This window comes from Blastomonas sp. RAC04, assembly GCF_001713435.1.
In the GTDB taxonomy this organism is placed as follows: domain Bacteria; phylum Pseudomonadota; class Alphaproteobacteria; order Sphingomonadales; family Sphingomonadaceae; genus Blastomonas; species Blastomonas fulva.
In genome coordinates this window covers 1560288-1586965 of the sequence record NZ_CP016460.1, presented here as the reverse complement: position 1 = coordinate 1586965, position 26678 = coordinate 1560288, and the positions used below count along the sequence as shown (strand labels likewise).

The following is a 26678-nucleotide window of genomic DNA, read 5'->3' as shown; positions in this document are numbered from 1 at the left end:
GCATGGCGACGATCGCCCCCGCCACGCTGCCTTCCGAGATCGCATCGGCGATCGTCAACCCGGTTGCCTATGGCCAGTGGGACGATCTGAAGACCAAGTTCCGCTGGGCGCGTGACAACATGCCCGTGGGGCTGGTGCAGGCGGAAGGCTATATGCCGTTCTGGGCGATCACCCGGCATGAAGACATCATGACGGTGAGCAAGGACAATGCGCGGTTTCTCAACGCGCCCAAGTCGGTAGTGCTGGGCCCGGTGGCGGTGCAGATGCTCACCCACATGATCACCGGCGGAAGCCCGCATCTGGTGCGATCGCTGGTGACCATGGATGCGCCCGAGCACATGGATTACCGCAAGCTCACCCAGAGCTGGTTCATGCCCAAGAACCTTGCCGGCAGCGAGGCGCGGATTCGCGAGATCGCGCGTGCCTCGATCGACGCGATGGTGGCGACCGGCGGCGCGTGCGATTTCGTCCACCAGGTCTCGGCGCTGTATCCGCTGCATGTCGTCATGCAGATCCTCGGCGTGCCGCACGAGGACGAGCCGCTGATGCTCAAGCTCACGCAGGAGATGTTCGGCGGCGAGGACCCCGATCTCAACCGGGCGCGCTCGGTCGACCTGACACCGGAGCAGGTGATGCAGTTCGTGGTCGATGCGGTGCGCGATTTCGAAGGCTATTTCATGAAGCTGGCGGCGGACCGCCGCGCAAGTCCGCGCGACGATGTCGCCAGCGTCATCGCCAATGCGACTATCGATGGCGAGCCGATCAGCGACCGCAATGCTGCAGGCTATTATATCATCGTCGCTGCCGCCGGACACGACACCACCTCGGCCTCGACCGCAGGCGCGATGTGGGCGCTGGCCAACGATCCCGAGCAGTTCGCCCGGATCAAGGCCGACCGCAGCCTGCTGCCCGGGCTGATCGAGGAAGCGATCCGCTGGACCACGCCGGTGCAGCATTTCATGCGCACCGCAGCGGAGGATTGCGAGATCGGCGGACAGGCCATCGCCAAGGATGACTGGCTGATGCTGTGCTATGTCTCGGGCAACCACGACGAGCGCGTGTTCGATGATCCCGACCGGTTCGATGCTGCGCGCGGGCCCAACCGGCACGTCGCGTTCGGCGCAGGGGTGCACCAGTGTCTGGGGCTGCATCTGGCGCGGATGGAAATGCGGATATTGTTCGAGGAACTGCTCGACCGGGTCGAATCGGTGGAGCTTGCGGGCACCCCGCAGCGCGCCTCCAGCACCTTCGTCGGCGGGCCCAAGACGCTTCCGATCCGCTTTGTTGCAAGCTGAGCGTTCAGGTGCATCGGCGGACGAATAGATAGTGGCTTGAGGCCGGGTGGCGATGTAACCTCGCGGCCAAAGCCCATATGAAAACACTTCACAGGAAAGGAACATCTCATGGTTCAGCAATATAGCGTGCTCATCGACGGCAAGCTCGAAAAGCCCGGCAAGTGGATAGACGTGGTCAACCCCGCCAACGAGCAGGTGATCGGCCAGGTGCCCGATTGCGGCCAGGCAGAGCTGGACCGTGCGGTCGCCGCGGCGCGTGCCGCGTTCAAGACCTGGTCCAAGACCCCGATCGAGGATCGCCGTGCGGTGATCATGAAGATTTCCGCCGCGATCAAGGAAAATGCCGACGAGCTGATGCGTCTGCTGACCAGCGAGCAGGGCAAGCCGCACGCGCAGGCCACCGGCGAGATCTATGGCGCCGCAGCGATGTCCGCAGCACAGTCGACGCTGAGCCTGGAAGACGAGATCAACGAGGACAGCGAGACCCGGTTGTCGCGCACCCGGCGCGTTCCGGTGGGCGTGGTCGGCGGCATCGTGCCGTGGAACTTTCCGGTGATGATGGCGGTCCAGAAGATCGTCCCTGCGCTGCTGTCGGGCTGCACCATCGTGCTCAAGCCCTCGCCGTTCACCCCGCTGGCGACGCTCCGCATCATGGAACTGGTCGCCGACAAGGTGCCCGCAGGCGTGCTCAACGTCATCACCGGCGGCGATGATCTGGGCCCGATGATCACCTCGCACCCCGATATCGACAAGATCACCTTCACCGGATCGACCGCGACCGGCAAGCGGGTGATGGAATCGGCTTCGAAGGACTTGAAGCGCATCACGCTCGAGCTCGGCGGCAACGACGCGTCGATCGTGCTGCCCGATGCCGACGTCAAGAAGGTGGCCGAGCAATTGTTCTGGTCGAGCTTCACCAACGCCGGCCAGATCTGCGTCGCGGCCAAGCGCATCTACATCCACGAGGATATCTATGACGAGCTGTCCGCCGCGATCGCCGAATACGCCCGCCATGTGAAGGTCGGCGATGGCGCCGAGCAGGGCACGGCGGTCGGACCGATCCAGAACAAGAAGCAGTATGAGCGCGTGCTCGAGCTGATCCAGGATGCCAAGGACAATGGCTACAAGTTCCTGGTCGGCGGCGATCACGATCCCTCGGTGCCCGGCTATTACGTGCCGATCACCATCCTCGACAACCCGCCCGAAAATGCCCGGATCGTTGCCGAGGAGCAGTTCGGCCCGGTGATGCCGCTGATGAAGTTCGCCACTGTCGACGAAGCGATCGCGCGCGCCAATGCTTCGGATTACGGCCTGGCTGGCGCTGTCTGGACCAGCAATCCCGAAGAGGGCGTGCGCGTTGCCGAGCAGCTTGAAACCGGCACCGTGTGGGTCAACGAATTCCTCCACCTGTCGCCCTTCGCGCCTTTCGCCGGGCACAAGCAGTCAGGCTTCGGCGCTGAATATGGCAAGGAAGGCCTGCTCGAGTTCACCTATCCGCAGGTGATTACCGTCAAGCGCGAGAAAGCAGTGGCGTGATCCAGCCCTCTCCCCGGGCGCGCCCCGGGGAGAGGCTCTGCTGCAGATTTTGGGCGATCGATGCGCCCTCGCTTTCGCGGGGGTGATGAAGATGGGCCGCGATTGACCTTATCGTTGACGCCAGGCGCAACGCTGTTTAATCGAACGGTTAAATCCACGACGGACTCGGGCCCAAGGGTGGCCCGGTCCCCTGGTTCCAAGGAGAGAAATTCATGGCTCATGCATATATTGTCGATGCGGTGCGCACCGCAGGTGGTCGTCGCGGCGGACGGCTTGCGGGCATCCACCCGGTCGATCTGGGCGCAGCGGTGTTTGATGCCATCGGCAGCCGCAACGATTTCGACCTCAAGGCGATCGACGACGTCATCACCGGCTGCGTCGGCCAGGGCGGCGAGCAGACGATGGATCTGGGCCGCAACGCGGTGCTGGCATCCAAGCTGCCCGACAGCATCCCTGCCGTCACCATCGATCGCCAGTGCGGTTCGTCGCAGCAGGCGATGCAGTTTGCAGCGCAGGCGGTGATGAGCGGTACGCAGGACATCGTGCTCGCCAGCGGGATCGAAAGCATGACCCGCGTGCCGATGGGCTCGACCGCAGTGCTCTACATGAAGGCGGGCATGGGCAACTACAAGTCGGCGCGGCTTGAAGAAGCCTTCCCCGGCGTGATGTTCAGCCAGTTCGATGGCGCCGAAATGATCGTCAAGAAGCACGGCCAGACCAAGGAGCAGATTGACGCCTTTTCGCTCGAGAGCCACCGCCGCGCAGCTGCCGCCACCCAGGCGGGTGCATTCGACAACGAGATCGTTCCGCTCGAGATCGAGACTCCCGAGGGCAAGGAATGGCACAAGGTCGATGAGGGCATCCGTTTCGATGCGACGCTCGAAGGCATCGCCGGAGTCAAGCGGATCTCCGAAACCGGGCTGCTGTCCGCCGCCAATGCCAGCCAGATCTGCGATGGCGCCTCGGCGGTGCTGATCGTGTCCGAACAGGCGCTCAAGGACCACGGCCTGACTCCGCGCGCGCGTATCCACCACGTATCGGTGACCGCGGGTGATCCGGTGATCATGCTCGAAGAACCGCTGTTCGCCACCGAGCGCGCGCTCAAGCGGGCGGGGATGAAGATCGACGACATCGATCTGTACGAAGTCAACGAAGCGTTTGCGCCGGTGCCGCTGGCGTGGTTGTCGTACCTCGGCGCGAGCCACGACCGGCTCAACGTCAACGGCGGCGCGATTGCGCTGGGCCATCCTCTCGGCGCATCGGGCACCAAGCTGATGGCGACCTTGCTCAATGCGCTGGAAACGCGCGGCGGCAAATACGGCCTCCAGACGATGTGCGAAGGCGGTGGCCAGGCCAATGTCATGATCATCGAACGGCTGAGCTGAGCCCTGATTGACCCTCCCCGGAACGGGGAAGGGGACCGCAGAGCGGTGGAGGGGAAACGTCTAGGCGCAGTCGCGAATGTCGGCATGAGCCCGTTGCCCCTCCGTCAGTCCTGCGGACTGCCACCTCCCCGGTCCGGGGAGGACTGAAGATTGATTACATTTCCAGGAGACACTTCATGATTCTCGATTCCACCATTTCCGCGGTCGTCACCGGCGGCGCATCGGGCCTTGGCGCTGCCACCGCCCGCGCGCTTGCCGCCAAGGGCGTCAAGGTCGCCATCTTCGATCTGCAGGAAGAAAAGGGCACCGCGCTCGCCAACGAGATCGGCGGCGTGTTCTGCGAAGTGAACGTGACTGACGATGCCAGCGTCGACGCAGGCTTCGCCAAGGCGCGCGCTGCCATCGGCCAGGAGCGTATCCTGGTCAATTGCGCAGGCACCGGCAACGCGATCAAGACCGCCAGCCGCTCGCGCGACGACGGCAGCATCAAGCACTTCCCGCTCGATGCGTTCAACTGGATCATCCAGATCAACCTCGTCGGCACCTTCCGCTGCATCGCCAAGTCGGCCGCGGGCATGATGACGCTCGACCCGCTGCCCGATGGCGATCGCGGCGCGATCGTCAACACCGCATCGGTGGCGGCAGAAGACGGCCAGATCGGCCAGGCGGCCTATTCGGCATCCAAGGGCGGCGTTGTCGGCATGACGCTGCCGATCGCGCGCGACCTTTCCGGCGAGGGCATCCGCGTCAACACTATCCTGCCTGGCATCTTCAACACCCCGCTGCTTGCCGCCGCGCCGCAGCCGGTCAAGGATGCGCTGGGCGCATCGGTGCCGTTCCCCAAGCGTCTGGGCAATCCGGAAGAATATGCACAGCTTGCGATGACGATGATCGAATGCGGCTATTTCAACGGCGAGGATGTGCGTCTCGACGGCGGCATTCGCATGGCGCCGCGCTGACACCTCAACAATCCCGCCCGGTTCACGCCGGGCGGGGTGTCTTTTCGGGAAGGGCGATCGCAATGGATTACACCACCATCCGCTATTCGGTTGATGACGGCATTGCGACCATCACGCTGAACCGTCCCGAAAAGATGAATGCCTTTACCGGCACGATGATGCTCGAGATGATCGACGCGTTGGACCGGATCGACGCCAATGACGACGTCCGCGCGGTGATCGTGACCGGCGAGGGCAAAGGTTTCTGCGCCGGAGCGGACCTGACTCCCGACAGCGGCGGCGGACCGTTCTCCAGCGACGAAGCGGTCACCGACCTGTCTGACGAGCGCGTGCGCGACAGCGGCGGCAGGCTGACCTTGCGAATGTTCCAGTGCACCAAGCCCATTATCGGTGCGATCAACGGCGCGGCGGTGGGTATTGGCGCGACGATGCAATTGCCGATGGACATGCGGCTTGCTTCCAGCAGCGCGCGGTTCGGTTTCGTCTTCGCGCGGCGCGGGATCGTCCCCGAGGCTGCGTCGTCGTGGTTCCTGCCCAGGCTGGTCGGGCAACAACAAGCGCTCGAATGGTGCATGACCGGCCGGGTGTTCGATGCCCAGGAAGCGCTGGCAGGCGGACTGGTGCGATCGGTGCATGCCCCCGAGGACCTGATCCCCGCAGCGACCGCTCTGGCGCGCGAGATTGCCGACAACACCGCGCCGGTCTCGGTGGCGCTAACCCGCGCGATGCTCTGGCGGCTGCCTTCCGCGCCGCACCCGATGTATGCGCACCGCATCGACAGCCGGGCGATCTACACCCGGTCGCGATCGGGCGACGCGGCAGAAGGCATTGCAAGCTTCCTCGAGAAGCGCGCCGCGACTTATCCAGACCGGGTTGCATCCGACATGCCGGGTTTCTATCCATGGTGGGATGAACCCGATTATGAATGACGCGCCACAGGCTCCCGATGGCGAACGCAACGCCCGTGATCAGCTGATCGAAGCGGCCAGCCAGATCATGCGCGATGGCGACACGGTTGACCTGTCGCTGAGCGAACTGTCGCTGCGCTCGGGGCTCAACAGCGCGCTCGTCAAATATTATTTTGGCAACAAGCAGGGCCTGATGCTGGCGCTGTTGGAACGCGATATGCGCAACATCGTCAACAGCCTGGGTGCGCTGGTGGCCAAGGACTTTGCGCCCGACGAAAAGCTGCGCGTCCATATCCGTGCGGTGATCGGCACCTATTTCCGCTTCCCCTATCTCAACCGGCTGCTGATGCGGCTGGTGCGCGATGCCTCGCCCGATGTTTCGCGCAAGATCGCGGACGATTACCTGCTTCCCATCTCGGCCGCCTATGCGCGGCTGATTGATGAGGGCGTGCAGAAGGGGGTGTTCCGCCCGATCGACCCGCAATTGTTCTACTTCACCGTCACCGGCGCTGCCGACCGGTTCTTCTCGGCGCGGCTGGTGCTGCAGCATTGCTATGGCCAGAGCGAGATGACCGAGCAGATGCGCGACGACTATGCCGATCACACGCTCGACATCATCATGCCGGGTCTGCTGCGCGCTGACGCGGGCTGAAAGACACCGGTATCAGCTGAACATCGGATGAACTGTTGGTTACATAAGTTCGTTTTACGGTAATAAACTTACAATCACCGGAAACATTCCGTAGACGGGGAGGATGAACACATCCGCCCCCCTTTCGAATCCAGATCACGCGTCGCCCTTTGCCGCGGAGACCCCGCGTCCCGCGACGGTGAGCCTGAGCGAGCAGCAGGCGTTCGAGGCGGCCACCGCGCGGCTGCGCGCCGCTTTGCTGGTCGCCGCCGACAGCCAGGGCTTCGAGGAAGTGGCGGATGCGCGGCTGAAACTGCGTGCGCTGGCCGTAAAGCTGCGCGATGCCGGCTTTTGGCGGTCCGACAAGCACGGATTGCGCAGCACGGTATCATTGCTGTGGGAGGCCGACCGTTTCGTCAACGAGCAAGCGCTGCTGCGCCCGGAGGGCGATCCCGCCCGGAACTGAATCGCTATAGCGGAATCTTCATGCCTGCCGGGTCGCAACCGGGAGCAGGCGGGAAGAGGCGGGTCGGTCGCGGCTTTGAGGCAAGTTACGTACCGGCCCGCCATTCAATACATCAATGTTACCGTTTAATGACACTTGTTGTGCCATAATGTAACAGGTCGAATCGACTGTTACGCAAGTGCTCGCGCCGTTTTACTTGGCCTTGGTCCAGACCTGGGTCTGACAAAACACCGAAACGCACCCTTCGACATTCAGTTTCCCGCCGCCTGCTGCCGAAACGACGGAGCGATAGGTCTTGCCAGTGTTGGGATCGTAGATCTTGCCGTGCCATTTGTCGCCGTTGGCCACAAAATCGCTGAGGATGGGGAGCCCTACCAGCTTGCGCTTCTGCAGCGCGGGATTGGGGTTCTTGACGTCCGTGGTCACTCCGCTCTTGGGAGGCTCCAGCAGCCGGGTGATCTTGCCGCACAATGTCGCGCCGCAGGGCGCAATGGTGACGAGCGCACGCTTGTCCACCGTATGCCACCGGCCGGTGATGGACTCTGCGGCAAAAGCAGGGGCCGCCAGGGCCAGCGTGCCGGCAGCCAGAATTGCGACAGAAGCGAAAACGCGCATATTGTTCTCCACCTGGAATAGGATTAGCCTTCCACCCTCGGCCCGCATCAGACGGGCACCAGAACGGCATCGCCGGTTCCGGTGATAACGCGGGGAAGGAAAAGCATGAAGCGGAAATTTGCAGCAGCAATCGCGCTGATGGCGTGCGTCGCATCGACACCGCTGGTCGCAAGGGACATCGCCGTCGCGGCGGGACCGGGCGCGCAGGAGCGGCTGCAGGAGGCGCTGATCGTTGCGCAGCCGGGCGATGTCGTGAAGCTGGGCGAAGGCCGGTTTGCGCTGACCGATGGATTGTCGCTCGATATCGCGGGCGTCACCGTCAAGGGCGCGGGGCCGGACAAGTCGGTGCTCAGCTTCGCCGGCCAGTTGGCGGCGGGCGAGGGCCTGCTGGTGACGTCGGACAATGTCGTGCTGCGCGATTTCGCGGTGGAAGACAGCAAAGGCGATGCGATCAAGTCCAAGGGCGCGGACAATATTGTCTATCACAACATCCGGGTCGAATGGACCGGAGGCCCGAAGGAAACCAACGGCGCCTATGGCATCTATCCGGTGGAATCGGAAAACGTGCTCGTTGACTCGGTGCTGGTCATCGGCGCGTCGGATGCGGGCATCTATGTCGGCCAGTCGCGCAACATCGTGGTGCGCAACTCCATCGCGCGCTTCAACGTGGCGGGGATCGAGATCGAAAACTGTTTCAACGCCGACGTCCATGACAACGTCGCCACCAAGAACACCGGCGGCATCCTGGTGTTCGATCTGCCCAACCTGCCCCAGCAGGGCGGGCACAATGTTCGCGTGTTCGACAATATCGTCGCCGAAAACGACACCCCCAATTTCGCGCCCAAGGGCAATATCGTCGCCAGCGTGCCCAGCGGCACCGGGATCATGGTGATGGCCAATCGCGACATCGAAATCTTCGACAATGTCTTCGACGGCAATGGCTCGTCCAACATCATGGTCATCGGCTATCGCCAGAAGTACGACGACGCGAAATACCAGCCCAGCGTGCGCAATGTGCGGATCAGCGACAATGCGCATGGCAAGACCGGCTTTGCGCCGCAATTTGCAGGAGGCGAAATGCTTGCCGCGGCCTTCGGCGGCAGCGTCCCCCCGATCATCTGGGATGGCGTCGGCGGGGCGGAGGCCAGCATCGTCTCCAACGACGATGTTCCGGTGCTCAACCTGGGGCTCACCCGGTCCGATCAACCGATCGAGACCGCGCAGCCCGCGCTTGCAAAGCTCACCGGCGATGCTGCGCCCCGGCTGCCCAAAATCGTGATGCCCGAGGCGATGGAGGCCGCGATCAAGTGAAGCTGCGGCGCATTGCCCTGGCCCTCGCCTGCGCAGGTCCGCTGGCGAGCGCCGCGCCGGTACCCGGCAGCATCTCCGATAGCGCCATACAGGATGCGGGCTATCCGCGCACGCTGTCCGAATTCGGCTTCTTCACCGGGCAGGGGGTGACCGTGCCCTCGGACCAGCTGATCGGTTACAGCCTGCGCACGCCGTTGTTCTCCGACTATGCCGAAAAGCAGCGGTTCATCTACGTCCCCGCCTCGGCGCGGATCAGCGCAGATGCCAATGGCGCGCTCGATTTTCCCGTCGGCAGCGCGCTGATCAAGACCTTCGGTTATGGCGAGGGGGCCGCGTTCCGCCCGATCGAGACCCGGGTGCTGCTGCGCCGGGCATCGGGCTGGGAGGCGCTACCCTATGTCTGGAAGCCGGATATGTCCGATGCAGAGCTCAAGCTGGCAGGCACGCGTCTGACGGTCACGGTGCCCCGGGCATCGGGGAAAGCGCAGCCGATCAGCTATGCCGTGCCCAACAAGAACCAGTGCAAGGAATGCCATGCGCGCAGCGGCGCTGTGGTGCCGATCGGGCCAGTGGCCGCGAACATGGCGCTGACCGGAAAGGCGGCCGCGTCGCTGCGCAGCCGGACCAACTGGAAGGGACCGGTGTCGCTGGGCAGCGCGCCGGTGTGGAACGATGCCGGCACCGGGTCGCTCGATGCCCGCGCGCGCGCCTATCTCGCGATCAACTGCGCGCATTGTCACAATCCGCAAGGGTCCGCGAGCAACTCCGGACTCTTCCTCAATGCAGGCGCAGCGGGCGATCCGGTGGCAACCGGTCTTTACAAGCGCCCGGTTGCCGCAGGCCGCGGCAGCGGCGGGCACGACTTTGCGATTGCGCCCGGAGATCCCGATCGCTCGATCATGGTCCACCGGATGAGCTCGACCGAGCCCGGTATCGCAATGCCCGAGGTCGGGCGATCGCTGGTGCATGACGAGGGGGTCGCGCTGATCCGTGAATGGATTTCGTCGCTCCCCGCGAAATAGGGTTTGCACCCTTGCGGGCGTGGTTTAGTCGATCGCGCAGATACAGCAGACAAGGGGCCAGGGCCGATGAGCGAGTGGACGATTGGCGTGATCGGCGGATCGGGCCTGTATGCGATCGATGGGCTGGAGGACGCGCAGTCCATCCGTATCGACAGCCCGTTCGGCGAGGCATCGGACGAGGTGGTGATCGGCAGCCTGCATGGCCACCGCTTCGTGTTCCTGCCGCGCCACGGCAGGGGCCACCGGATCAGCCCGACCGATGTCAACGCGCGCGCCAATGTGGATGTGCTCAAGCGCGCCGGCTGCACCGATATCCTCGCGATTTCGGCGATCGGGTCGCTGCGCGAGGAGCTGCCACCGGGGAGCTTCGTGATCGTCGACCAGTTCATCGACCGCACCGTCAACCGCACCAAGAGCTTCTTCGGCACCGGCATGGTTGCGCATGTGTCGATGGCGGAACCGGTCTGCCCGCGGCTGTCGGGGCTTGCCGCCGCCGCAGCGCGCGCTGCAGGGGCGCCGGTCAGCGAGGGCGGCACCTATCTGGCGATGGAGGGCCCACAGTTTTCCAGCCGCGCCGAAAGCCATATGTACCGCGCCTGGGGTTGCGACGTCATCGGCATGACCGCGATGCCCGAGGCGAAATTGGCGCGCGAGGCCGAGCTGCCTTACGCGCTGGTCGGCATGGTCACCGATTATGATTGCTGGCGCGAGGGCGAGGCGCATGTCGAGGTGGGGGCTATCATCGCGCAGATGAACAGCAATTCGGCCAAAGCGCGGCAACTGGTGATTGAACTGGCCAGGTCCCTGCCGCAACAGCGGGCAGCGAGCCCGATCGACACCTGTCTCGATTTCGCGCTGATCACCGCGCCCGATGCGCGCGATCCAAGGGTGCTGGCGCAGCTCGATGCGGTTGCCGGACGGGCCCTGCGCGCGCGCTGACCGGCTCAGGCCGAGGCGGATGCGCTCCGTGTCGTGCTGCCCTGCGCCAGCGCCCAGCGGGTGATCGCCGCCATGCCCGTGGTGCCGCCGCGCACCGCGAGCCGGGCGGGCAGCGAGATCGAAAGCCCGTGCATCGATCGCGCCCAGCCGGGCAGCAGATCGACCCCGGCCTGCATCGTCATGTGATGGAACGGGGCCAGGCGCGGGCTTGCGGGTGGCTGGTTCAGCAACAGGTCGGCGATCTCGCGGGTGCGCTGGTCAAAACGCAGCGTCGGGCGCACATCGCGGATGAAGCGCTGCGCCGCCCGATAGGTGCGCGGCACCGGGTCCGCGCCCAGCATCGCGCCAACCTCGGCCATTTCGTCGAAATACCGGTCGCGATCGCGCATCGACATGTGCGGCCTGGAATAGCGGATGAAGCTTTCGACGAAGCACAGGCTCTCGGTGACATGCACCCAGGCCAAGGACTGCGGGTCGTTCGCCTCATAGGGCGTGCCATCGGGCAGGGTGCCGCGAACGTGATCGTGGATCCGCCGGATGCGGGCGATTTCGCCCAGCGCCTGCGCCTTGTCGCCATAGGTCGTCCGCGCAAGGAACGCGGCGGTGCGGCGCAACCTGCCGCGCATATCCTGGCGGAACACCGAATGGTCCCAGACCCCGGCGAGCACGCGCGGCTCGAGCATCTGGAGCAGCAACGAGGCAATGCCGCCGATCATCATCGCGGTCACATCGCCATGCACCTGCCAGCACACCGAATCCACCCCGAACAGACCTTCGTCCGTGCGCGAAATCTCGATCACCTTGCCGCCGGGTTCGGCGAAGATTCTGCGGATTTCGGTGCCGATGGAGTCGCGCAGCGTTTGCATGCCGGCAATATGGGGGCTGCGGCGCAATTTGCCAATCGATCCCGTCTGCCTGCTGCCGCATCTGGAACGCCGGATTTTACACGGTTCTATCCCCGTTGCGGGGCCATCGGTAACGCTTTGCTAATCGCCACGCGCTATGCGGATTGGCATGTTCGGACAGAAGAAGTCACCACAAGAAACTGCCGAAGCGCCGACGATTCACCGTCGCAGTCAGGGCGCGGTCGAAGGGCTGAGCGGGATCAACCCGATTTCGGCGGTGTCTTTGCTCGCCATCTGTGCGCTGTGGCCGATCGTCATTGGTGTCAGGACACTTGCGCTCACGATCACCGTCGTCGCGGGCGGTTTCGCACTCAGTGACGTTTCGCTCCCGCTGGTGATGGCCATTCTGGTGTCGATCGTCATCGATATCCTGATCTATCTGCCCTCGGTCAGCACGCGCGCGCGCCAGCTTGCCGGGGTGCGGTTTCCGCGGATGCTTGCCTGGGTGGTGTGCCTGTCGTCGGCCGCCTATTCCTTTGCGCTGCTCAGCATCTCGCACACATTGGGCCCGGTTGGAGAGCTGTTCGGGCTGATTGCCTTGCTCGGCGCGTTGCTGCCCTCTCTGGTGGTGCTGGTACCGCACCGGATGCTGATGTTCCTGGCCAGCGCGTCGACCGCCGCCGGGGTGCTTGCGGCGTGTGGCGAGCTTCAGTTCATGATCGGCGCGATGGTGTTCCTGCCCGCGATGCTGCTGGTCGCGCTGATCCGCAGCAAGGAGGACCATGAGGCTGAGGCCAAGGTCGATCAGCAGAAGCTCAACAACGAACGCGCGCGCTGCCTGCTGTCCGATTACGAGAAATCGGGCCGCGGCTGGTTCTGGGAAACCGACCGGCACGGCCGCATCGTCTATATCAGCCACGAGGCGATCAGCGCGATCGAGGCCGATCCGGACACGATCATCGGCCAGCCCCTGAGCTCGGTGATCTGCTCGCCAGGCGCCGAAGGTGGCGGCAGCGAGCGGACGTTCAACTTCCATTTCTCCGCGCGCACCGCGTTCAACGATCTGGCGGTGCATGTCGCCCAGTCGGCCGAAGAGCGCGCCTGGTCGCTTTCGGGCGGCCCGTTCTACAACGAGTTCGGCCAGTTCGTGGGCTTCCGCGGCCACGGCACCGACCTGACCGAGGTCAAGCGCTCGCACGAGGCGGTGACCCAGCTGGCGCGCTATGACAACCTGACCGGCCTTGCCAACCGGTTGTACATCAAGGAACTGTTCGAAAAGGCGCTGGTCGGCCACCGCGGCGAGCCCAATCCGTGCTCGCTGTTCCTGCTCGATCTCGATCGCTTCAAGCAGGTCAACGATACGCTGGGCCACCCTATCGGCGATGCGCTGCTCAAGCAGGTGTCCGAGCGGCTCAAGCGCACCATCGGCGACAGCGGCGAGGTCGGCCGTCTGGGCGGCGACGAGTTCCAGGTGGTGCTGCCGGGCATCATCAGCGAAGAGCGGCTGGCGGATATCGCCCGTTCGGTGATCGTGAACCTGAGCCATCCCTACATGGTAGAGGGCAACCAGATCGTCATAGGCGCCTCGGTCGGCATCGCGATTGCCGATGGCCGCCACGTCTCGGGCGCGGAAACGCTGATCCGCAACGCCGACCTTGCGCTCTATTCCGCCAAGGAAAACGGGCGCGGCATCTGGAAGTTCTACAGCGAGGACATGCACAAGGTCGCGCATGAACGCCGCGCGCTGGAAGGCGAGCTGCGTGCCGCGCTGGAGGCGGGCGGGATGAGCATCGCCTATCAGCCTGTGGTCAACGTCGCGACCGAAACGATCAGCGGGTTCGAGGCGCTGGCGCGCTGGGAGCATCCGGTGCGTGGCCCGATCAGCCCGGGCGTGTTCGTGCCGATTGCCGAGGAATCGGGCCTGATCATGCAGCTGGGCGAATGGGTGCTGCGCACCGCGTGCGCCGACGCCGCAGCCTGGCCGCGCCAGGTGCGCATCGCGGTCAACGTCTCGCCGATGCAGTTTGCCGATCCCGCCTTCCCGGCGATCGTGCTCAATGCGCTTGCGCAAAGCGGGCTCGAACCCGAGCGGTTGGAGCTGGAAATCACCGAAAGCGTGTTCCTCGACGACAAGCTCGACGCCGCCCGGATCTTCGAGCGGCTGAAGGCGATCGGCGTGCGGCTGGCGCTCGACGATTTCGGCACCGGCTATTCGGCGTTGGGCTATCTGCGCACCGCGCCGTTCGACAAGATCAAGATCGACCAGAGCTTCGTGCGCGGAGCGGCGCAATCGGGCAGCGCCAACAGCGCGATCATCCGCTCGATCGTCTCGCTCGCCGAAGCGCTCAACATGGAAACCACCGCCGAGGGCGCGGAAACCATCGACGAGCTCGAGCTGATCCGCTCGCTGGGCTGCAGCCATGTCCAAGGCTATATCTATGGCAAGCCATTGGGCCTCAAGGAAGCCAACGAGCGGCTCGCCGGGGTCGACAGCCATGTCGAACCGATCGGCCACAAGCACAGCCGCGAAACGCGCTACAAGGTGCTGCGCACCATCGGCATCCATCATGACGGCTATTGCTACCCCGCGCGCATCAAGAACATCTCGCCCGGTGGCGCGCTGATCGAGGGGCTTTGGGATGTGCCGCCCGGTACCGAGTTCGAGGTGGCGTTGGGCGTCAACTTGAAGGTCCGCGCGGTGGCGCGATGGTCGGTCGAGGATTGCACCGGACTGCAGTTCGAACTGCCGATCAGCCTTGAAAAGTTCCGCCGTTCGTCCCCGCCGCAGATCTCCACCGGGCTGCCCGAGCTGCTGCGCGCCTGACCCCGCGGCGCTCCTGCGGGCGCGCCATGCCTGTCCCGACCCGCAAACTCCATCCGTCGCGTCGGTCTTGCGCTTGCCGATCATGTGTCATAGCCTATGCCAAAATAATCTTCGACCAGCGGCACGGGAGATGAGGCTTGGCGGGCATCCGACGGAAAATGGCCATGTGGGCGATCGCCGGGCTGGGTGCGGCCTCGGTCGCGTTCGCCGCAACGGCACCGCGCGCCGCTCTGCCCGGCGCAGCACCGGCCCCCGTCGCCGCGACCGCTGCAGCGCCGCCCAACTTCGTGGTGCTGCTCGCGGACGATCTCGCGCTGATGGATCTGGGGATTTACGGCGGCGAGGCGAACACGCCAAATATCGATGCGCTGGCGCAGCGCGGGCGGATGTTCACCCGCTATTACAGCTCGCCCTTGTGCTCGCCTTCGCGCGCGATGCTGCTGACGGGGCTCGACAATCACCGCACCGGCGTCTCGACGATCCAGGAGGTGATCCCGGCAGAGCATATCGGCAAGACCGGCTATTCGCTGCGCTTCGAACCCGGCGTGACGACGATCGCCGAGCGGCTGAAGGCGCGGGGCTATCGCACCTACATGACCGGCAAATGGCATCTCGGCCATGGCGCGGGCGACCTGCCGGGCGATCACGGTTTCGATCGGTCGTTCATTCTCGATGCCTCGGGCGCGGACAACTGGGAACAGAAGTCCTATATGCCCTATTACAAGACCGCGCCGTGGTTCGAGGACGGCAAGCCCGCGAGCCTGCCCAAGGACTTCTATTCGTCGCGCTTTCTGGTCGATCAGATGGTCGACTATCTCGGAACGGGCCCGGCCGATCAGCCGTTCTTCGCCTATATCGGCTTTCAGGCGGTGCACATTCCGGTGCAGGCCCCGGCAGAGTTCACCCGGAAATACGCCGATACCTATCGCCAGGGCTGGGCCGCGATGCGGACCGCTCGCTGGCAGCGCGCGCAGGCGATGGGGCTGATTCCGCAGGGCGCGCCGCTCGCCGATCCACCTGAAGGCCTGCGTGAGTGGGACAGCCTGAGCGCGGAAGAGCAGGCGCTGTTCGCGCGGCATATGGCGATCAACGCCGGGATGATCGAGGCGATGGATCATCATGTCGGGCGGCTCATCGCGCACCTCAAGCGCACCGGCCAGTATGACAATACCGTGTTCGTGTTCACATCCGACAATGGCCCGGAGCCCAGCAACCCGATGGCGGGCGCACGCAGCATGGAGCTTTGGACCCGCGCCAACGGCTACAGCGTGTCGGCGGACAATTGGGGGGAGAAGGGGACCTATGGCTTTATCGGCCCCGAATTCGCCAATGCCGCCGCATCCCCCGGCGCGATGTTCAAGTTCTACGCGAGCGAGGGCGGGCTGCATGTGCCGATGATCATTGCCGGGCCCGGCATCGCGCCGGCCAAGCCCAGCGCGGCGATGACGACGGTGAGCGACATCGCGCCGACGCTGCTGGCGCTGGCGGGCGGCACCGCTAACGCCGATGCCTTTGACGGTGCATCGCTGGTGCCGCTGCTCAGCGGCGACAGCGATACGGTGCGCCCTGCCGAAGTGCCGGTGGGGTTCGAAGTGTCGGGCAACGCAGCGCTGTTCAAGGGGGCGTACAAGCTGGTGCGCAATCTCAAGCCTTATGGCGATGGCCGGTGGCGGCTGTTCGATATCGCCAGCGATCCCGGCGAGACGCGCGATCTCAGCAAGGCTGAGCCCGCCAGGTTCGCCGAGCTGATGGCCGATTACCGCGCTTATGCAAAGCGCAACGGGGTGCTCGAAATGCCTGCAGGCTATGATTCCACCCAGCAGATCGGGATCAACACGCTCAAGAAGATGGCGGTGCATTACTGGTGGGTGCTCGCCGGACTGGGTCTGGTGCTGATGGCGCTGCTGTATGGCGTGCTGCGGTGGGTGCGGGGGCGGGGGCGCGCGCGGCCCGCTTGACCCCGCACCTCTGTTGACATAGCCTGTGCCAATAAAATCAGGTCGGAGGAATGGATGCAAACGGTCGAGTTGCTCGGGGCTCCGGGATCACCCTATTCGCGCAAGATGCTGGCGCTGCTGCGTTATCGCCGCATCGCGCACCGCATGATCTGGGGCAGCCATATGCAGCCCATGCCCGGCTATCCCGCGCCCAAGGTCAAACTGCTCCCCACGGTCTATTTCAGCGAGGGCGATGATCGCGAGGCGGTGGTCGATTCCACCCCGATCATCCGGCGGCTGGAGGCCGAGTATGAGGGGCGCTCGGTCCTGCCCGAAGATGAGCTGCTGGGTTTTCTCGACCTGCTGATCGAGGATTTCGCCGACGAGTGGATGACCAAGGCGATGTTCCACTATCGCTGGCACTATGCCGAGGACGCCGCCAATGCCGGGCCGCTGCTGATCTTCTGGCAGGACAGCCGCTATGCCGATGAGGTGGCGCGGCCGATGGCCGACGGCTTTGCCCGGCGCCAGATCGACCGGCTGTATGTCGTGGGATCAAATGAAACCACCGCGCCGATCATCGAGGCGAGCTATCAGCGGCTGGTCGGCATTCTCGACCGTATCGTCCAGCGGCAGGGCTTCGTGCTGGGAACGCGCCCCTCGGCGGCGGACTTCGCGATCTATGGCCAGCTGACCCAGCTGGGCATTGTCGACCCCACGCCTGCGCTGATCATGGCGCAATCCTCGCCGCGCCTGCGTGCGTGGCTCGACCGGGTGGAGGACCTGTCGGGATTGCCCGATGGCCAATGGCTGGAGCCTGGCGCGCTTTGGGCGCATCTGGGCGAGCTGCTTGCCGAGATCGGTCGCGTCTATGTTCCGTTCCTGCTCGCCAACGCCCGGGCCGCCGCTGCCGGGCAAAGCGATTTCGAGACCAGTATCGACGGCAAGCGCTGGACCCAGCCGGTGTTTCCCTATCAGGCCAAGTGCCTGCTGACGCTGCGCGCGGCGCGCGACGCCCTGTCCGAGGATGCAAGGCAAGCGCTAGACGCGCTGCTTGCGGGGACCGGATGCGAAGAGATGTTTGTCACGGAGCCGGCCGCATGATCCGCAAGGGCCTGATCGCACTGCTCGTGCTGCTGGTGGCCGGCGGCACCTGGGCGTGGTTCAACAAGAGCACCGTGCTGCTGTTTGCCGCGTCGAACTTCGGCAAGCACGATGTCGCGCCCAACCGGCCGGTTCCCTGGCAGAAGGGCCCCGATGTGGCTACGCTCCCTGCCGGCGAGCGCCCGCCCAACATCGTCTTCATCCTCGCCGATGACCTCGGCATCAACGACATCTCGACCTTTGGCGGCGGCGTCGCAGGCGGTCTGGTGCCGACCCCCAATATCGACCGGCTGGCGGGCGAGGGTGCGATCTATTCCAACGCCTATTCGGGCACTGCGAGCTGCGCCCCATCGCGCGCGATGATCCTCACCGGGCGTTATCCGACGCGTACCGGGTTCGAGTTCACCCCCACCCCCGATGGCATGGGGCGCATCGTCTCGGCGCTGTCGGCGGAGATGGATTCGGGTCTGCCGCCGCTGACCTACAAGGAGGCAGCGGTCGAAGGCGCGCCCGATTTCGATGGCCAGGGCCTGCCCGGCAGCGAGCGCACGATCGCCGAGATCCTGAAACCTGCGGGCTATCACAGCGTGCATATCGGCAAATGGCATCTGGGCGATGGGCCCGAGTTCAGCGCCAACGCGCAAGGGTTCGACGAGAGCCTGTTGATGGCCAGCGCGCTGCATCTTCCCGAGGATGATCCCAATTCGGTCAACGCCAAGCTGCCCTTCGACCCGATCGACAAGTTCCTCTGGGCGCGGATGCAATATGCCACCAGCTACAATGGCGGCGACTGGTTCAAGCCCGGCGGCTATCTGGCAGATTACTGGACCGACGAGGCGATCAAGGTGATCGAGGCGAACCGCAACCGCCCTTTCTTCCTGTATCTCGCGCACTGGAACGTCCACACCCCGCTGCAGGCGACCAAGGCGGATTACGAGGCGGTGGGCGATATCAAGCCTCACCGCTTGCGCGTCTATGCCGCGATGGTGCGCGCGCTCGATCGCAGCGTCGGGCGGATCATGGCGTCGCTGAAGCAGCAGGGGCTCGACGACAACACGATCATCGTCTTTTCCAGCGATAATGGCGGCGCGGGCTATATAGGCTTGCCCGAGGTCAACGCCCCTTATCGCGGGTGGAAGCTGACGCTGTTCGAGGGCGGCATCCGCGTGCCGATGTTCGTGCGCTGGCCCGGACGGATCAAGCCGGGGACGGTGGTGGACACGCCGGTGGCGCATATCGATCTGATGCCCACCTTCGCCAAAGCCGGTCGCGCGCCGATCCCGGCTGGGCTGGCCATCGACGGCGTCGATCTGCTCGGCGACGATCCCGCAAACCCCGTTGGCAAGCGCCCCGACGACGCGATCTACTGGCAGAGCGCCTATTACCGCGTGGTGCGCCAGGGCGACTGGAAGCTGCAGGTGACCGAAAGGCCCGCCAAGACCTGGTTGTTCAACCTGAAGGACGACCCCACCGAAAAGCGCGATCTGGCTGCGAGCAATCGCGCCAAGGTGGACGAACTCAAGGCGCTGCTCGCCAGCCACCAGAAAGGCGCGCGCAAGCCGCTCTACCCGCACACCATCGAGGCGCCGGTGGCGATCGACAAGCCTCTGGGCGTGAAGTTCAAGAAGGGCGATCCCTATATCTACTGGCCCAATTGATGGCCCGATTGCTGCCTGCCGCCGAGCCGCGCCTGCCTGCCACGGCATCGTCCCTCTTCCTCGCGCTGTGCGGCATGCTGGCGGTGGTGCCGGGGATGATCCATGTGTTCGCGCCCGATGGCGGTGCCGGCATGATCGCGGGGCTGGACCTGGCGCGCGATGGCGGGCGGACGATTGGCCTGTTCGCCTGGGCAGGCGCGACGCAGATCGTCTGGGGCTTGATGATGCTGGCGGTGGCTTTGCGCTATCGCGCGCTGGTGCCGCTGGCGCTCGCGCTCTTGCTGTTCGAGCGGACCTTGCACGCGCTCAATTTCTGGGTGCTCAAGCCGGGCACCCATCATCCGCCGGAAAGTTATGCGGTGTTGGTCGCGCCGCCGGTCATCGCGCTGTTCCTGGCGCTGGCGCTGCGACATCGCGGATGATGCGAAAGCCGATATGGTTGGAGGAAAAGTCGTTTTCCTGCGGCTGGCGCGCGGCCGGGCGATAGCGCGCGCAGAAATTCGCCGCGCACAACCAGCTGCCGCCCTTGATGATCATGTGCGCATCGTCGACCGGGCTGTCGGTCCACTCCCAGACGTTGCCGATCAGATCGTGCACGCCGTTGCGGTCCGCTGAGAAGCAGGCCGCAGGCGCCGTGCCCGAAAAGCCGTCCGTGCCCTCGTCGACCACCGGAAACACGCCCTGCCAGTGATTGGCGCGCGGCTTACCGGCATCGTCCACCGCGCCGGAAAAGCGGTTGGCGCCGTCGGGAAGACCGGTGCTCGCGGTATATTCCCATTCTTCCTCGGTCGGCAGGCGGCCCCCGGCCCAGGTGGCATAGGCGCGCGCATCGGCCAGCGTCACATGCACCACCGGGTGGCGGCCCTTGCCGGTGATCGATGATCCCTTGCCCTCTGGCGCGCGCCAGGTTGCGCCCTTGCGCAGCACCCAGCGCCCGTTGCGGCCGTCTTCGTCGCGCAGGAACAGCGCGGACCCGGCAGCGGGATCGTCGCTGGTGGCGGCCTTCTCCGCATCGGTGACATGGCCGGTGGCCTGCACGAATGCGGCGAACTGGTCGTTGGTGACCTCATGGCTCTGGATCTGGAAGCCGCTGACGCGCAGCTGCATCGACGGCGCCTCTTCCGGATAACGCGGGTCGGCACCCTTGAGGAACGATCCGCCGGGCAGGGGGATGAAGCGGCCCGCGACAAAGCTCTTGGGGAGGCACCTGGCCCGGGCTGCGGCCGGCTGGTCCGGCGTCTCGTCAGGCGCCTGCTTGCACCCTGGAAACGCCAGCGATGCTGCGCACAGCAGGGCCAGCGCGCCGCGCATCGGGGTCAGTCCAGCAATTTTTCGATGGTCAGCTTGACCACGTCGGCCGCCTGCTCGATGCTCAGATTCTGGTCCTGCCGCAGCCTGCGCCAGGTCTGGAAGCCCGCGCACATCTCGATCGCCGACATCTGGATGGCATTCTTGCGCACCGCATCGGGCAGCACGTTTTCAAGACCCGTGCGCTCCAGATGCAGGAAGCGCTGGTAATTGAGCATCAGATAGTCCGAGCTGAACCGGCGGATGCTGGCAGCGATCTTCAGCGGCATGATCTTTTCATAGATCATCGCGCGGCGCTCGAGCAGCTGGCCCAACTGCGCGCGCCAGCCTTCACCGGTGAACGGCTGCTGGATGATGGGCATGATCTGCGCCTCCATCCGCTCGGTCATCTCGCTGTAAAGGCTGTCCATTTCCTCGAAATGGCGGAACACCGTGCGCGCGCTCACCCCGGCGCGCTCGGCAATCTCTGCGGCGCTGGGCTCCATCTTGCCCCCCATGATGATGTCGAGCATGGCATCGACAATCGCGAGGCGGCTGCGTTCACTGCGCTGTTTGCGGCCATCGGGATGGCGGGCTGGGGAGGGTGCGTCCATGTTAAGCGGCTTACTAGCAAGCCTTGTCGCTGTCACCCCTTGGCGCCAATCTGCGCAAGGATAGGCTGCAGCCAGGGCATGGCCATCGCTTCGGCCGACAGCACTGTCTCGATGTTGAGCTGGCCGTCAAGCCCGGCGCTGCGGTGGACCGCGATTTCGCGCCACTCTTCGGACATCGACATCCGCACCATGTCGGCACGTTTGGGGTAGACGCCGATCGCGACCTCGTCCCACAGCTCGCCGACCTGGCCAAGCGAGAGGAAGGTCACATCTGCGGCGAACATCGCGACGCCCCCGAACGTGGGGAGCAGCTGCGCCACGGCACGGCCATAGATCATATAGGCCTCGCGTCCGGTAAGGTCGGTCTCGCGGCCATCCTCGTACACCGCCTTGTCCTTGAACTTGAGCAGGTTGATCATGAAGATCGGACCATCGGGCCCCGGCTGCATCAGCCCCGCCATGGTCGCTGGATCGCCTGGAAAGACCTCGTTCAACACGGTGAAGGGCTGGGGCATATGCGGGATCCTCTCGTTTGTCCGATACCCGAAAGGCTATATATTGGCACAATGCGTGTCAATATATCGGTGCATTATCCGCCATGGTCGAGGATTACCTGCAGGAAGGCCTCTCCATAAGCCTCGAGCTTGCGGGTGCCGACGCCCGAAATGCGCGACAGCGCATCAAGCGTGCGTGGGCTGCGGTCGGTCATTTCGCGCAGCGTGCTGTCGTGGAAGATGACATAGGGCGGCACGCCGGCCTCCTGCGCCAGCTCGCGGCGACACGCTCGCAGCGCCTCGAACAGCGGATTGCTCACCGGGTTGGGGCTGTCTTCCGACCCGCGCCTGCCGCGCTTGGCGCGCTTGGGCGGCAGCACCAGCGACAGTTGCACCTCGTCGCGCAGGATCGCGCGCGCGCCGGGGCCGAGCATCAGCCCGCCATGTTCGTTGGTGTCGAGCGCATCGCGCAGCAGCAGCGCGCGCGCCACCGGCTTGATCAGCGCGACCTCGTCGTCCTGCACGATCCCGAACACCGAAAGCCGGTCGTGACCGCGCTGGGTGACCTTGTCGTTGGTCTGCCCGCGCAGCACCGCTTCGAGATGGCCGATGCCAAAGCTCTGCCCGGTGCGGTAGACTGCGGAAAGCAGTTTGCGCGCGGTCTGCGTCGCATCGACGCTCGCGGGCGGGTTGAGGCAGTTGTCGCAATTGCCGCAGGTCTCGGGCGGGCTCTCGCCGAAGTGCCGCAGCAGGATCGCGCGGCGGCAGCTGCCGGTCTCGACCAGTGCGCCCAGCGCAGAGATCCGCGCGCGCTCGCCCGCCTGGCGCTCGGGCTCGATCTCGCCGATCCGCATCCGCGCGCGCGCAAAATCGTCCGCGCCCCAGAACAGATGCGCCTCGGCAGGTTCGCCATCGCGGCCTGCGCGACCCGATTCCTGATAATATCCCTCGATCGACTTGGGCAGCCCCGCGTGCACCACGAAGCGCACATCGGGCTTGTCGATCCCCATGCCGAAGGCGACGGTCGCGCACATCACCATGTCTTCGCTGGCGATGAACGCGTCCTGGTTGGCGCGGCGTACCTCGGGCGGCATCCCGGCGTGATAGGCGCGCACCTGGCGCTTGCCACCTGGTCCAGGGAGTTTGGCCAACTGCTCGGCAAGCTTCTCGGTGCCTGCGCGGGTCTGCGCATAGACGATGCCGGGGCCGGGATTGGCGGAGACCAGATCGCCGATCTGCCGGGTAAGGCCATCGCGCGGGTGCACCGCATAGCGGATGTTGGGCCGGTCGAATCCCGCGATGATCATCCCGTCGCGTTCGATACCCAGCTGCTTGAGGATGTCCTCGCGGGTGTGCGCATCGGCGGTCGCGGTCAGCGCAAGGCGCGGACGATCGGGGAAACTGTCGAGCAGTGGCCGCAGCAGTCGGTAATCGGGGCGGAAATCATGCCCCCATTCCGAAACGCAATGCGCCTCGTCGATCGCGAACATCGATATCGGCGCGCGGCCCAGCAGGTTGCGGAACCCTTCCGAGCTCGCGCGTTCGGGAGCGACATAAAGCAGATCGAGCTCGCCCGCGCGGAAGCGGTCCTGTGTTTCCTGCCAGTCGGCATCGACCGAGGTCAGGCTTGCGGCGCGGATGCCGAGCGCGGTCGCCGCGCGCAGCTGGTCGTGCATCAGCGCGATCAGCGGCGATATGACGACGCAGCAACCATCGAGCGCGACGGCGGGAAGCTGATAGCACAGCGATTTGCCCGCGCCGGTGGGCATGATCGCCAGCGTGTTGCGCCCAGCCATGACGCGGCTGACCACCTGGTCCTGCACGCCGCGAAAGGCCGAGAAACCGAAGGTGTCATGCAACACGTCGAGGATGGGCTGAGTCATCTGCCCGCTCTTATGGATGGCGGGCAGCGCAGGGAAGGGAAAAAGCCGCGAGTGTGCGTGCCGCTCAGGCGGCGTTGTCGATGCCCAGCTCGGTCAGCTTTCGGTACAGTGTCGACCGACCGATCCCCAGCCGGCGCGCGACTTCGGTCATCCGCCCGCGATAATGGCCGATGGCGAGGCGAATGACATCGGCCTCGATTTCCTCGAGCGGGCGCAGATTGCCGTCCTCGGCATAGAGCTGGATCCCGATGCCGTCATGGCTGGCCGACGCGCGCCGCGGTTCGTCCTCGCCCAGCATGGTGGTGAGCTGCGGGAACTCGGCCGTGGTCAGCGCATCGCCGTCGCAGAAGATCGCGGCGCGGAACAGCGCATTCTGGAGCTGGCGGACATTGCCCGGCCAGTCGAAGCTCGACAGCAGCGACAGCGCCTCGTCGGTGATGCCGAGCCCCCGCATGCCGGGCTGCTCCGCGATGCGGTTGAGGAAATGGCGAACCAGCGAAGGAATGTCGCTCGAACGGTCGCGCAGCGCGGGGATGGTGATCTGCACCGGGGCGATCGCGTAATACAGGTCTTCGCGGAAGGTGCCTGCCTCGACCATCGGCTTGAGCGGCGAGTTGCTGGCGCAGATGAAGCGCACGTCGCAGCGCTGGCTGTGCCGCGCGCCAAGCGGGCGGATTTCACCCTCGCGAATGGCATCGGCAAGCTTGGCCTGCGATTCGAGCGGAACCTGATCGATCTCGTCGATAAAAAGCGTGCCGCCCTCGACCCGCTGGATCACGCCGACATGCCGGTCGAACGCGCCGGGGAACGCACCGCGTTCATGCCCGAACAGCTGCGATTCGAGCTGGCCGCTCGACGCACCCGCGCAGGTGACCAGCCGCAGCGCCAGCTTGGCGCGCGGGCTTGAGGCATGGATGGCGCGCGCGATCATTTCCTTGCCCGTTCCGCTTTCGCCCTCGATCAGCACCGGCGAATGGGTGCGCGCCGATTTCGCGGCGATGGCGAGCGCGGCGCGGAAGCGCGGCGACGATCCGATCATCTCGTCGAAATCGAGCGGCGCTGCGATCTTCTCGGTCAGCGGGCGCAGCTCGTCGGCGTCGTCCTTGCGCACGGCGGCGTTGAGCGCGGCGACCAGCCGATCGGGTGCGATCGGCTTGATCAGGTAATCGGTGGCACCTGCCCGCATCGCCTCGACCGCGAGCAGCGGCGAGGTGCTGGCGGTGAGCATCAGGATCGGCAGGGCAGGGCGGCGCGATTTGAGCTCGGCGATCAGTTCGGCGGCCTCGTCGCCCGGCACCCACTGATCGAGGATGATGGCATCGAGCATCATCCCTTCCTGCGTGCCCAGCATCGCGATCGCGGTTTCCGAATCATGCGCGAAAACCGTGCGCCAGCCAGCCTTGGCCGCCAGCGCGGCGACCAGCCGGCATTGCGCCGGTTCGTTATCGATCAGCATCACACGGCGGATTTGCTGATCTGCGTCGGTTCGTTCTTTTGCCATCATGGGTTCGTCTAGTCGCATGTGGTAAAAACCCGATTAAAGCTATGCTTGGGAGCACACTAGCGAATTGACGCTTGCGGGATTGAGCCGCACCCGGCATTCGGTTAAGGCGAACCGAGTTTAATTTCGGCAACATTTGTAATGGGGAAGGCTCTGACCATGGCCAACGACATGTCCAGCAACAACATCGAAACCGCCCGCCAGACCTATGAAGGGTTCATGGGCTGGATGAAGACCGGCACGATCATCGCGGCGCTGGTGACAGCGTTCGTCGTCGTTCTCATCGCCAGCTGACCGGCGACCTGCATGAAAATCGCGGTCCTCAAGGAGCAGGCATCGGGTGAACGGCGCGTTTCGGCGAGCCCGGAAACGGTGAAGAAATTCATCGCGCTGGGCGCGGAATTGGCGGTCGAGGCCGGGGCGGGCGAGTTCGCGTCGGTATCCGATGCCGATTTTGCCGCTGCCGGTGCCACCGTCGCCTCGCGCGCAGAGGTGCTCGCGGGTGCCGATATCATCTTCGGCATCCAGGGGCCCGATCCCGCCAGCCTGGCCGGCGCCAAGCCGGGCGCGATGATCGCAGCGTCGCTGAACCCGTTCGGCGAGCGGGCGCGCATCGATGCCTATGCCGCCGCGGGCTTTCAGGCGCTCGCGCTCGAGTTCATGCCGCGCATCACCCGTGCGCAGTCGATGGATATCCTGTCGTCGCAGTCGAACCTTGCCGGATACAAGGCGGTGCTCGATGGCGCCTCCGAATACGGCAAGGCGTTCCCGATGATGATGACCGCCGCAGGCACGGTGTCGGCTGCCAAGGTCTTCGTGATGGGTGTCGGCGTTGCCGGGCTCCAGGCGATCGCCACCGCACGCCGTCTGGGCGCGCAGGTGTCGGCCACCGACGTCCGCTCGGCAACCAAGGAACAGATCCAGTCGCTGGGCGCCAAGGCGATCTTCGTCGAAAACGTCGCCGGCATTGAGGGCGAAGGCGCAGGCGGCTATGCCACCGAGATGTCGGACGAATACAAGGCGGCGCAGGCCGAATTGGTCTCGTCGCACATCGCCAAGCAGGATATCGTGATCACCACCGCGCTGATCCCGGGCCGCGCCGCGCCGCGGCTGGTTTCCGACGCGCAGATCGCCAGCATGAAGCCCGGCAGCGTCCTGGTCGACCTTGCGGTCGAGCAGGGCGGCAATGTCGAAGGCGCCGTGGCGGGCGAGGTCGTCGTCAAGCACGGCGTCAAGATCGTCGGCCACCGCAACGTGCCCTCGCGGCTTGCGACCGATGCCTCGGCGCTGTTTTCGCGCAACCTGTTCAACTTCTTCTCGGCCTTCTGGGACAAGGAAGCCAAGGCGCCCGTGTTCCCCGACGATGACGAGATCGTCCAGGGCGTCCGCGTGACGATGGGCGGCAAGGTAGTCAGTGAGAGGCTGCTCGCGAGCTGATCGCCAGCAATCGATGTTTAGACCGGC

The 26678-nt window shown here is 65.1% G+C and carries 24 protein-coding genes; 17 read left to right on the top strand and 7 right to left on the bottom strand.

From position 1 onward, the window contains the following. Positions 1 to 2: 2 nt before the first annotated feature. The 7 genes from BSY18_RS08465 (at position 3) to BSY18_RS08435 (ending at position 7180) form a co-directional block, all read left to right on the top strand. Complete coding sequence (locus BSY18_RS08465; protein WP_069050298.1) at positions 3 to 1295, top strand: cytochrome P450; 1293 nt, start codon at positions 3 to 5, stop codon at positions 1293 to 1295. A 108-nt stretch (positions 1296 to 1403) separates the two neighbouring features. Beyond that, positions 1404 to 2831 (top strand): aldehyde dehydrogenase family protein, encoded by a 1428-nt coding sequence (locus BSY18_RS08460; RefSeq protein ID WP_069050297.1) that lies wholly within the window; start codon positions 1404 to 1406, stop codon positions 2829 to 2831. A 212-nt stretch (positions 2832 to 3043) separates the two neighbouring features. After that, positions 3044 to 4216 (top strand): acetyl-CoA C-acetyltransferase, encoded by a 1173-nt coding sequence (locus tag BSY18_RS08455; RefSeq protein WP_069050296.1) that lies wholly within the window; start codon positions 3044 to 3046, stop codon positions 4214 to 4216. 176 nt (positions 4217 to 4392) lie between these two features. Continuing rightward, positions 4393 to 5175 (top strand): SDR family NAD(P)-dependent oxidoreductase, encoded by a 783-nt coding sequence (locus BSY18_RS08450; RefSeq protein ID WP_054134651.1) that lies wholly within the window; start codon positions 4393 to 4395, stop codon positions 5173 to 5175. A gap of 62 nt (positions 5176 to 5237) precedes the next feature. After that, complete coding sequence (locus tag BSY18_RS08445) at positions 5238 to 6104, top strand: crotonase/enoyl-CoA hydratase family protein (RefSeq protein ID WP_069050295.1); 867 nt, start codon at positions 5238 to 5240, stop codon at positions 6102 to 6104. Continuing rightward, entirely contained in the window at positions 6085 to 6735 is a 651-nt protein-coding gene (locus tag BSY18_RS08440; protein WP_054134649.1) for a TetR family transcriptional regulator, read from the top strand. The genes BSY18_RS08445 and BSY18_RS08440 overlap by 20 nt, the downstream gene beginning before the upstream one ends. A 103-nt stretch (positions 6736 to 6838) precedes the next feature. Then, a complete protein-coding gene (locus BSY18_RS08435) occupies positions 6839 to 7180 on the top strand; it encodes a hypothetical protein (protein WP_069050294.1) in 342 nt (113 codons plus the stop codon). 192 nt (positions 7181 to 7372) lie between these two features. Here the strand turns inward: BSY18_RS08435 and BSY18_RS08430 are convergent, their stop codons facing one another. After that, positions 7373 to 7843: a DUF2147 domain-containing protein gene (locus BSY18_RS08430; RefSeq protein ID WP_335617685.1), complete on the bottom strand. Its 471-nt coding sequence runs from the start codon at positions 7841 to 7843 to the stop codon at positions 7373 to 7375. Positions 7844 to 7900: 57 nt separating this feature from the next. Here BSY18_RS08430 and BSY18_RS08425 point away from each other — a divergent pair, with 57 nt between their 5' ends. From BSY18_RS08425 to BSY18_RS08415, 3 genes are all read left to right on the top strand, one after another. Beyond that, positions 7901 to 9106, top strand: coding sequence for a parallel beta-helix domain-containing protein (locus tag BSY18_RS08425; protein WP_069050293.1), 1206 nt, complete (start codon positions 7901 to 7903; stop codon positions 9104 to 9106). Further along, positions 9103 to 10128, top strand: coding sequence for an SO2930 family diheme c-type cytochrome (locus BSY18_RS08420; protein WP_236823489.1), 1026 nt, complete (start codon positions 9103 to 9105; stop codon positions 10126 to 10128). The genes BSY18_RS08425 and BSY18_RS08420 overlap by 4 nt, the downstream gene beginning before the upstream one ends. 66 nt (positions 10129 to 10194) lie before the next feature. Next, positions 10195 to 11067 (top strand): S-methyl-5'-thioadenosine phosphorylase, encoded by an 873-nt coding sequence (locus tag BSY18_RS08415; protein ID WP_069050292.1) that lies wholly within the window; start codon positions 10195 to 10197, stop codon positions 11065 to 11067. A 5-nt stretch (positions 11068 to 11072) separates the two neighbouring features. Here BSY18_RS08415 and BSY18_RS08410 read toward each other — a convergent pair whose 3' ends face one another. Next, positions 11073 to 11933 carry an oxygenase MpaB family protein gene (locus BSY18_RS08410; RefSeq protein WP_069050291.1) on the bottom strand — a complete coding sequence of 287 codons (861 nt, stop codon included), beginning with the start codon at positions 11931 to 11933 and terminating at the stop codon, positions 11073 to 11075. Between the two features lie 148 nt (positions 11934 to 12081). Between BSY18_RS08410 and BSY18_RS08405 the strand changes: the two genes are divergently transcribed. The 5 genes from BSY18_RS08405 to BSY18_RS08385 all read left to right on the top strand — a co-directional run bounded on the left by BSY18_RS08405 (position 12082) and on the right by BSY18_RS08385 (position 19857). Next, a complete protein-coding gene (locus BSY18_RS08405) occupies positions 12082 to 14736 on the top strand; it encodes an EAL domain-containing protein (protein ID WP_236823488.1) in 2655 nt (884 codons plus the stop codon). Positions 14737 to 14900: 164 nt separating this feature from the next. Continuing rightward, entirely contained in the window at positions 14901 to 16694 is a 1794-nt protein-coding gene (locus tag BSY18_RS08400; protein ID WP_150126239.1) for an arylsulfatase, read from the top strand. A gap of 54 nt (positions 16695 to 16748) precedes the next feature. Beyond that, complete coding sequence (locus BSY18_RS08395; protein ID WP_069050289.1) at positions 16749 to 17777, top strand: glutathione S-transferase C-terminal domain-containing protein; 1029 nt, start codon at positions 16749 to 16751, stop codon at positions 17775 to 17777. Next, a complete protein-coding gene (locus BSY18_RS08390; RefSeq protein WP_171900192.1) occupies positions 17774 to 19435 on the top strand; it encodes a sulfatase in 1662 nt (553 codons plus the stop codon). Before BSY18_RS08395 ends, BSY18_RS08390 begins: the two co-directional genes overlap by 4 nt. Then, the gene (locus BSY18_RS08385) at positions 19435 to 19857 is read left to right on the top strand and encodes a hypothetical protein (protein ID WP_069050288.1); all 423 of its coding nucleotides are present in this window, start codon (positions 19435 to 19437) and stop codon (positions 19855 to 19857) included. The genes BSY18_RS08390 and BSY18_RS08385 overlap by 1 nt, the downstream gene beginning before the upstream one ends. Here the strand turns inward: BSY18_RS08385 and BSY18_RS08380 are convergent. From BSY18_RS08380 to BSY18_RS08360, 5 genes are all read right to left on the bottom strand, one after another. Beyond that, a complete protein-coding gene (locus BSY18_RS08380; protein WP_083231377.1) occupies positions 19814 to 20746 on the bottom strand; it encodes an SUMF1/EgtB/PvdO family nonheme iron enzyme in 933 nt (310 codons plus the stop codon). The genes BSY18_RS08385 and BSY18_RS08380 overlap by 44 nt on opposite strands. Before the next feature lie 5 nt (positions 20747 to 20751). After that, a complete protein-coding gene (locus BSY18_RS08375) occupies positions 20752 to 21336 on the bottom strand; it encodes a TetR/AcrR family transcriptional regulator (RefSeq protein ID WP_236823487.1) in 585 nt (194 codons plus the stop codon). Between the two features lie 32 nt (positions 21337 to 21368). Then, positions 21369 to 21851, bottom strand: coding sequence for a DUF1330 domain-containing protein (locus BSY18_RS08370; protein ID WP_069050287.1), 483 nt, complete (start codon positions 21849 to 21851; stop codon positions 21369 to 21371). A gap of 74 nt (positions 21852 to 21925) precedes the next feature. Continuing rightward, positions 21926 to 23713: a DNA helicase RecQ gene (recQ, locus tag BSY18_RS08365; RefSeq protein ID WP_069050286.1), complete on the bottom strand. Its 1788-nt coding sequence runs from the start codon at positions 23711 to 23713 to the stop codon at positions 21926 to 21928. A gap of 64 nt (positions 23714 to 23777) precedes the next feature. Beyond that, complete coding sequence (locus BSY18_RS08360) at positions 23778 to 25217, bottom strand: sigma-54-dependent transcriptional regulator (RefSeq protein ID WP_236823486.1); 1440 nt, start codon at positions 25215 to 25217, stop codon at positions 23778 to 23780. Positions 25218 to 25373: 156 nt separating this feature from the next. Between BSY18_RS08360 and BSY18_RS08355 the strand changes: the two genes are divergently transcribed. After that, on the top strand, positions 25374 to 25508 hold the full coding sequence (locus BSY18_RS08355; RefSeq protein WP_054134796.1) for an aa3-type cytochrome c oxidase subunit IV: 135 nt from the start codon (positions 25374 to 25376) through the stop codon (positions 25506 to 25508). A gap of 12 nt (positions 25509 to 25520) precedes the next feature. Next, the gene (locus BSY18_RS08350; protein ID WP_069050285.1) at positions 25521 to 26651 is read left to right on the top strand and encodes an NAD(P) transhydrogenase subunit alpha; all 1131 of its coding nucleotides are present in this window, start codon (positions 25521 to 25523) and stop codon (positions 26649 to 26651) included. Positions 26652 to 26678 lie beyond the last annotated feature (27 nt).